General features: G+C 31.3%; 5 protein-coding genes. 2 read left to right on the forward strand and 3 right to left on the reverse strand.

What is annotated here, in order from left to right; genetic code table 11:
• Window positions 1–194 precede the first annotated feature (194 nt).
• Window positions 195–2,042 carry an APC family permease gene (locus ABF633_RS12390; RefSeq protein WP_415524111.1) on the forward strand — a complete coding sequence of 616 codons (1,848 nt, stop codon included), beginning with the start codon at window positions 195–197 and terminating at the stop codon, window positions 2,040–2,042.
• 183 nt (window positions 2,043–2,225) lie between these two features.
• Here the strand turns inward: ABF633_RS12390 and ABF633_RS12395 are convergent, their stop codons facing one another.
• Both ABF633_RS12395 and ABF633_RS12400 read right to left on the reverse strand, forming a co-directional pair.
• The gene (locus ABF633_RS12395) at window positions 2,226–3,503 is read right to left on the reverse strand and encodes an FAD-dependent oxidoreductase (protein WP_415524113.1); all 1,278 of its coding nucleotides are present in this window, start codon (window positions 3,501–3,503) and stop codon (window positions 2,226–2,228) included.
• Between the two features lie 168 nt (window positions 3,504–3,671).
• The gene (locus ABF633_RS12400; RefSeq protein WP_415524115.1) at window positions 3,672–4,652 is read right to left on the reverse strand and encodes a sulfide/dihydroorotate dehydrogenase-like FAD/NAD-binding protein; all 981 of its coding nucleotides are present in this window, start codon (window positions 4,650–4,652) and stop codon (window positions 3,672–3,674) included.
• Window positions 4,653–4,884: 232 nt separating this feature from the next.
• Between ABF633_RS12400 and ABF633_RS12405 the strand changes: the two genes are divergently transcribed.
• Window positions 4,885–5,733 (forward strand): PrsW family intramembrane metalloprotease, encoded by an 849-nt coding sequence (locus ABF633_RS12405; protein WP_415524117.1) that lies wholly within the window; start codon window positions 4,885–4,887, stop codon window positions 5,731–5,733.
• Between the two features lie 128 nt (window positions 5,734–5,861).
• Here the strand turns inward: ABF633_RS12405 and ABF633_RS12410 are convergent, their stop codons facing one another.
• Entirely contained in the window at window positions 5,862–6,476 is a 615-nt protein-coding gene (locus tag ABF633_RS12410; RefSeq protein ID WP_415524119.1) for a DUF6465 family protein, read from the reverse strand.
• Window positions 6,477–6,913 lie beyond the last annotated feature (437 nt).

The raw sequence follows: 6,913 nt of genomic DNA on the forward strand, positions 1-6,913 counted from the left end.
GATATAAATAATCAAAAAATGATTTTTGATTATATTACAGCTTTTTATGCCTTAAGCATATTACAATATATAAAGTTTGGATAACAAAATTAACATAATTGTAATAATGTAATTGATTTCTCTATATTTTATTTTAGTAATTATATCTTTATAATGGATATCATATACAAAAATAATACATAGGAGGAAATATAATGTTAAAAGGATTTTTTGATATATTAACAGGAAAACCATTATCCAATGAACAACGTTCTGGTGAAAAATATAATGTACCTTTTGGACTAGCAGTAATGGCCAGCGATGCAGTTTCATCTGTGGCCTATGCAGCAGAAGAAATTTTAGGGGTATTAATAGTTGTAATAGGCTTAGCATCTTATCAATGGCTTGGAAAAATTTCATTAATGATTATAGGGCTGCTTTTTATGCTTACAATTTCTTATATTCAAATCATAAAAGCATATCCTCAGGGTGGTGGAGCATATGTTGTGGCAAAGGAAAATCTAGGTGTTCAAGCTGGATTAATTGCAGCAGCAGCGTTGCTTATTGACTATATACTGACAGTTGCAGTTAGTGCTAGTGCTGGAATGGAAGCAATTGTATCAGCATTTCCTAGTCTTGAGAAACATGGAGTCATATTAGTTGTAATACTCATTATAGTATTAACCATATTAAATTTAAGAGGTGTCAGTGAATCTGGAAAAATATTTAGTGTGCCAACATACTTATTCATATTCAGTATGCTGTTTATGATTGTCTATGGCTTAATAAGATATTCTTTATATGGGGCTCCGAAGCCTATGATAAATGCACAAATTAAAATTACTGGGGATATAAGTATATACTTAATTTTAAAAGCATTTTCATCAGGATGTTCAGCTTTAACAGGTCTTGAAGCTGTAAGCAATTCTGTCCCTAATTTTAAAGAGCCAAGTCAAAAAAATGCTACTTATGTTATGCTTTTATTGGCAAGTTTAATATTTCTTATATTTGGTGGTACTTCACTACTGGCAAGATTTTATCATGCGTATCCAACAGCACTAGGTAGCCCAACTGTTGTGTCACAAATTGCCCATGGTGTTTTTGGAAATACATTTATGTTCTATGTAGTCCAAATTACTACTGCAATCATACTACTTATGGCATGTAATACTGCATTTACTGGATTCCCAATGCTTATGTATGTAGTTGGAAAGGATGGTTTGGCGCCTAGGCAATTCACGGTAAGGGGGAAGAGATTAAGTTTTTCAAATGGAATTGTAGCACTTTCCTTCATTGCCTGTATACTTGTTATTATCTTTAATGCAAATACCCATAGGTTAATTCCATTATACTCAGTAGGGGTTTTCTTTTCTTTTATATTAGCTCAGACAGGAATGGTTATCCACTGGAAAAAAAGTAAAGAAGTTGGATGGAAACCTCGTGCATTTATTAATGGACTTGGAGCTATTATTTCTTTCATAACAGCAATGATAATAATATATGCAAGGTTCTATGAAGGAGCTTGGATAGTTATAATAATTATACCTATTCTTGTGCTTATTATGATGGCTATAGGAAAACATTATACTAACGTTGCACGTAATTTAGGCACATCTGATAAGGATTTGATTAATGCTAACATAGGTAAAGAATTCACTCATATTGTTATAGTACCTGTGCAGAGTTTGAATAAAGCTGCATTAAATTCACTGCAATATGCAAGAAGTATCACATCTAATGTAATAGCGCTTAGCATTTATACAGATAAAAATGAACTGAAAAAATTACAAAATAAGTGGAAAGATTTAAATACGGATATAGTTTTAGTAACTGAATATTCACCTTATAGAGCCATAATTACTCCTTTAATAAAGTATATTGATACTATAGCAAAAGCAGCTGGAAAAGATGAAAAAATAACATTGCTATTATCACAATTTATGGTTAAGGAGTGGTGGGGAAGTTTACTTCACAATCATACAAGTTTCTTGCTAAGAGAATCAATTTTACATAATGAAAATATCATAGTATCAACTTACCCATATCATTTTTATGATGAATAATTGCAAGCTTATAAAAGCAAAACAATTAAATTATTAAATTAAATATTTTGTAAAAATGTAATATTATTTTAAGAGGATAATCTACAAAGTTATCCTCTTAAAATAATGTATACTGGAAAAATTTTTATTGAGAATACACAAAATTATTAACACAGACTCCTATATTTTTACATTAAAACTTTTTCAAACTAGCTTTTGATTAAATATATCAGTAAGATTTAATTTTTCAACCTTGCGTTTTATTTCCTCACTATCTGTGGTGTATAAACCTAACTCGATCATTCTTTTAAAGTATTCAGAACCAGCAAAGGTGTAACGCTTTCTTCTTCCGTCTTTTTCCAGCATTTTATAATTTGCAAATGCTAAAAGATCTCCTGTAGCTAAATCTCTTGGCAAAATCAAAGATGGAATTCCAAGAGCACTTCTTACAGCATTATGACCAGCTAGAGAACCTGTTAATATAGCTTCCGTATGTCCAACGAATAAACCGCTTTTTTCTCCACCACAAAACAGGTTATCAATACCTTTTACCTTCATATCATCATTTCGAGGTGCAACAGATAAATAACGAATAGAATTTCCCTTACCACCTGCATAAGGATCTATAAATTTAACACCTTCAAGACCCGGTATTTTTCTGAGCTTTTCTAATGGGTAGAAGGTGGTCATAAGTTTTGCATGACCGGTATCTAAAAGTATGACATTCTCAGCAAATTCCTTTAGAGCATACTGCTGGCAAACCTTTATTTTAAGTTTATCTAAGTTTACATCTTCATAAGGAATTTTTAGTACAACTACACCTTTTGAATCTAATTCTTCAACTATTTCAGGACTTAATGACTCCTTGGCAAGCTTGCAGGAGCCGCTAAAGGCTCCAAGATCTCCATCTTCTCTTTCCCCCTGGAGATCATCAACACCTGCTCTACTGCTTATACTTACTCTTGGTCCAAAGGCAGGACACCTTAGTATACACATGGAGCACCCGTTACCGTATTTCAGACAGTTGCCCATAGGACCAGTGGAACCAGTGGTTTCTATGAACACATCTCCAGTTATATAAGTGCCATCTGAAAGATAAATTCCTTCTATTTTCTTATTAGCCTTTTTTACATCAATTACTCTTTTTATTAAGTTTATTGATATATCTAGATCTTTTAAATAATTACTAACTGATGGCTCGATTTTATTTACGTCATAGAGCCAGGCATGTTTATGCCCTGGAAAATCAATATTTCTATGCCTTGTATTTTTATCCGTTATGTTTATTAAATCACCTGCACCTAACGCAAGCAGTTCTTCAGAAGCAGTGTATCTCCCATTATTTCGCATTATGCCGCCAACATTTCCAAGTCCTAATAGCAAATCAGTCTTTTCGTAGATTTCAACTTCTGCGCCAGCTTTTTTAGCAGTAATAGCTGCTGCACAGCCAGACCAGCCGCCTCCAATAATTATAACTTTCATATAAAATAATCCTCCCCAATAAATTCATTGAAGCAAGTTCTTAATTCAGGTGGGGATTCTTTTATCCCATCTGAATTTTAGAACTGCAAATGCATGGCTTACTTGGCGTTGAACTCCCACTTGAATAAGTGGGAGACTTACGCCAAGTTAGTCAGGTTAAAATTTTAACTATAATGACCTTCTGCCTTTAAATATATATTTGGGATCAATTTGTAGTTTGCACAATCTTTTTACTATATCATCATCATATCGGGTGCTGCAGGTACCGCAAATACCTTCACCGCAGCACATTCTTGCATTATTGCAGCAGGCTATTTTAGTATCATCGTTAGTGGCTTCTAGAAGGTTACTTATAAATATATCTGGACCGGAACAATATATAATATTTATATCTTTTTCATACTTATTTATAATACTTTTTAGTTCATCAGAAAGAGTGCCATCAGTGTTTAAAATATTACACTGAATTAATTTAGTATTGCATAAATCAAGATACTCTTTAATAAAGATATCTTTGAATTTGCCTTTATCAACTACGGCAATAATTTCGTTGCCATTTCCATATAATTTTTTCATTACAGGTACCATAGGTGCCATTCCAATACCTCGGGAAATTATTAAAGATGTACCATCCTTACTTTGATATATATTTTTCAGCCCTAAAATACCATTCCAATACGGTCCTCTTATGGCTATGTTGTCATTTTCTTTAAGTTCATCGATGGTTTTAGTTTTTATGCCCTTTGTTTCAATTACTATTTTTATAATGTTTTCATTTACATCTGTATCCATTATTGAAATTGGAGCATCAAAATATCCGCTGCTTTTAGGATTTCTTACAAAAACAAAACTACCAGGATGTGACAGTTCTTGAACAAGCTTATGTTTTGCAACTATAGTAAAGCAAATAACATTTGTATCCAATAAATCTTTTTTCAGTATTTTGCATAGTGATACTTTTCTTAAGTTTTTTGCATGGTTACTATTCCAGGCATATTCCTGATATATACAAACTCCCTTCCAGTTAGTACAATCACAAAAATTTTTCCCTTGAAGATGGGAACAAAGTAGGCAATCACCGGTTTCAGCAAGATGACATGGGCAATATTCTGTTCCAGCATCAATACAATCCTTTATTTCGTAATTCATATTCTGACCTCCAAAATGTTAAATAAAGACCTCTATAATAGCATATTTATATAAGGAAATTTATGTTACTAATGTAGATTAAATTATGAATTTTAATATTTTCTTAACTGGACTTAGCATGTTGACCATAGAACAAAGTATGTAGTAAGCATACTTTTTATGTGTTTTGAAAATAATAGTGGTTATAAAAGTGAAGAGAATTCACTATGAAATGAGGATAAAAGAGGATAAAATGGAATATAAAACTTTAGAAAAAACAGATAATCATTACTCTAGAAAGAGCAGCAAGTGGTGGAAGGTTATGATTATTGGATTCGTTACATATGTAATGGGTCTTGTGGTATTAATAATTACACAAAATTCTAATGTATTTCCATCTGTAGTTATGCTTGGGAATTTTTTGATACCAGTAACCTATTTAACTTTTTTTTATGAAAGAAAGAATAGAAGCAATGTAGGTATGTTAAAAACTGCTGCAAGCTTTTTTTATGGTGGTTTTATTGGAACCTTTGCAGCTGCAGTATTAGAGCCTATTTTTATTCATACTCTTAATTTTAGAACTGCAATTATTATTGGCTTTATTGAAGAATTTACAAAGTTTTTAGGATTTTTATTTATTATTAGACGTAAACAGCACAAGTTAATGTTAGATGGAATTATTCTTGGAGCTGCGGCAGGAATGGGATTTGCTGCTTTAGAAAGTACAGGATATGCTTTTACTATTTTTCTTCGTAGTGGTGGAAATTTAACACTTACTGTATATATTACATTGTTAAGAGGGATACTGGCGCCATTAGGCCATGGCACATGGACAGCAATACTTGCAGGCATTTTTTTAAGAGAAAGGGCAATGGGACATTTTCGATTAAACTTGAAAGTTATTCAAGGATATTTATTAGTGGTTTTATTACATGGATTTTGGGATGGGCTTCCTTCAATTATTTCAATATTTACTCCATCATATGTTGCTATTTTATTAGCAGAAATTATTGTTGGCTTTATAGGAATATATGTACTCTTTAAACTTTGGAAAGAAGCAAAAAAACAAGGGAATGAAAGTATAATTAATGATATTAACTAAAATGAAAAAAATTTATACCAAATCTCTTTTGTTTATTAATTTAAAGGCACTATGATTACTATAAAGCTTTCATAGTGCCTTTAAAAAATAATTTTTATTTTACGGAATTATACTGATGATATAAAAGTTTAGATGAATTTTATGGATAGAGTAATTTCATTATTTACCAAGTAATAAGCTGTGTTTTCCTCGACTTTATAATAGATTTTTAAGTCTGTTATATCCGATAATTTATGAGTTTCAGACCATTTTAGTTTAAATTGTTCTACTAAATAATCTTCACTTATTTCCTTACCGAGGTATTGTATATAGAGAGATTTAGTAAAAGTTTTAGGTTTATTTATGTTAGATTTAACAGAGTTTACTAATTCTTCAGAAGCATTTAATACCTTTTTAGCAGTAGATTTAGAAACATCTAGGGTAACATCTTTTAAATCGCTTAAATTCTTTTGTATATTTTCTTTAGATTTGTTTAAAGGTGGTTCTATATTTTCTTTGATCCCCTTTATGTTAACTACTTTTGCTATGTCTTCAGAAGTCTTAGCTATTGTTTTTTTAGCAGTTCTGGAAGCAACCTTTACTTTTTGAGCTGTAGATTTGGAAACGTCTTTAAGTTCATTTAAATTTTTTTGTATATTCTCTTTAGCAGTTTCAGATGCATCAATTACCTTTTTAGCAGTAACTTTAGAAGCATCTATAGTGGCGTCTTTGAATTCATTTAAATTTTTAATTCTTTTAGTCATTTTAAGCACCTCCTAAAATATATTTTATAAGCTTATTTTATCATTCTTAGCAAATAATAACAATAACCCTATAAATCAAATTTTTAATATCTATTTCCAAGTATACTATCTTCACTGATAAACAGAATTCTTGGTATCAGGTGGAGTTTTTGGTTATGACCTCTGATGCTTACTAACAGAGTTCTTAGTATCAGTATTTTTGATACTTAGAAATCGTTGTCCTTTAGGGTAAGTCGTTATCCAGGGACGTGGCCACTCTTTGCTAAAACATAATTTATATAACGTAAAATAGAACTTAGTGAGGAATTTTAATAATTTGGGCTATGCTCACTAAGCTCTATTATTTAGTATTTTAGGCATATTCAAACAAATAGCTAGTCAGTGCTAGCCTATTTTGAATCCTACTGCGTCAGCAGAACCCTCAGATAGCCCACTAT

This window comes from Clostridium sp. (genome assembly GCF_047718555.1).
GTDB lineage: Bacteria > Bacillota > Clostridia > Clostridiales > Clostridiaceae > Clostridium_I.

Excerpts from the sequence above, each read along its gene's own strand:
- ABF633_RS12400 (WP_415524115.1), bottom strand. The coding sequence starts at position 4,652 with ATGAATTACGAAATAAAGGATTGTATTGATGCTGGAACAGAATATTGC.
- ABF633_RS12405 (WP_415524117.1), top strand. The coding sequence starts at position 4,885 with ATGGAATATAAAACTTTAGAAAAAACAGATAATCATTACTCTAGAAAG.
- ABF633_RS12410 (WP_415524119.1), bottom strand. The coding sequence starts at position 6,476 with ATGACTAAAAGAATTAAAAATTTAAATGAATTCAAAGACGCCACTATA.
- ABF633_RS12395 (WP_415524113.1), bottom strand. The coding sequence starts at position 3,503 with ATGAAAGTTATAATTATTGGAGGCGGCTGGTCTGGCTGTGCAGCAGCT.
- ABF633_RS12390 (WP_415524111.1), top strand. The coding sequence starts at position 195 with ATGTTAAAAGGATTTTTTGATATATTAACAGGAAAACCATTATCCAAT.